Annotated in this window: 1 protein-coding gene; it reads right to left on the reverse strand. The window is 71.7% G+C overall.

Going from position 1 to position 1,172, the window contains the following annotated elements; translation table 11 throughout:
* Positions 1–4: 4 nt before the first annotated feature.
* Entirely contained in the window at positions 5–1,078 is a 1,074-nt protein-coding gene (locus AC27KI_RS25330; protein WP_487091235.1) for an endonuclease/exonuclease/phosphatase family protein, read from the reverse strand.
* Between the last annotated feature and the right edge of the window lie 94 nt (positions 1,079–1,172).

The raw sequence follows: 1,172 nt of genomic DNA on the forward strand, positions 1-1,172 counted from the left end.
CCGGTCAGGCCGCAGGCGGCACGGCGGACGTCGTGGGCCTCGTGGGCGTGGAGGCGGGCATCGGCAGGCGCAGCAAGGCGCGGACGAAGCCGTGGTCGGAGCGCGTGCGGTCGCGCCCCTCGTGCAGGTGGTCGTTGAAGTAATCGACCCGCCGCACGTCGCCGGTGTTCGGGCCCGACCGGGCGCTGGGCACGAACTCCTCGCTGACCAGGATTTGGTCCAGCACCGCGGGCATGCCCTGGTGGATGTGCGAGTAGGCCACGTCCTTTTTCAGGGCGGCGTCGCCCTGCACGTCGTAGGCGTTGTACAGGGCCACGTCGCGCGCGCTGCGGTCGTAGGCGACCTCGGTGGTCGCGCAGATGAGCTGCGTGGTCACGCTGTCGGGCGTGTCGTTGAAGTCGCCCAGCAGCACCAGCGGCACGTCGGTGCGCTGCAGCAGGTCCACGACCAGGCAGCGCAGCGCCGCCGCTTCCACGCCGCGCATGATGAGCGAGCGCAGCGAAGCCAGGGCCGCGACCTTGCGGTCGTCGCGGTCCTCCAGTGGCTGCCCGAGGGCGTCGAGCAGGAACTTGGGGCGTTTGGATTTGAGGTGCGCCGTGACCACGTTCACCGTCTGGCCGTGCTTCATGCGCAGGGTGGCCAGCAGGGGCGGGCGTTCGAACCGGTGGTGCGTTCCCAGGCCCGGCACATCGACCGCCAGCGCGGGCGGAAACTCCGCTATCGAGCGCAGCGATTCGACGCGCAGCCGCGTGGCGATGCCCACGCGCGGCGTGCCCTGGGCGCCGTGCGAGGCGCCGGTGTTCTCGGCGCCGGGCACGCTCACGAAGTCGTAGCGCAGGCCGCTGCGGCCGATGGCCGTCTGCAGCGCCTGTTCGTCCCACACCTCCTGCACGGCCAGCACATCGGCATTCAGCGCGCGCAGGCGCCCGCCGAGCCAATCGACCTTGCGTTCGAATTCGGCCTGGGTGTAGGCGTCCTGGTTGGGATAGAACACCCGCCCGGGCAGGGCGAGGTTCAGGGTGTTGCAGGTGGACACCAGCAAGGTGTCCATGGGCCGCGCGGGATCGGCAGGGCGCATGCGTTCCTCAGGATCGGGGCGCGGGCCGGCTGCGGCCGTGCACGGGCGGGGCCGGTGCTTCAGCGGCCGTAGCCGCCACCGCCACCACCCCGGG

The sequence above is a fragment of the Acidovorax sp. KPB24-03 genome, assembly GCF_057546605.1.

Bases quoted from the DNA above. Each gene is read 5' to 3' on its own strand.
- AC27KI_RS25330 (WP_487091235.1), bottom strand. From the start codon at position 1,078: ATGCGCCCTGCCGATCCCGCGCGGCCCATGGACACCTTGCTGGTGTCC.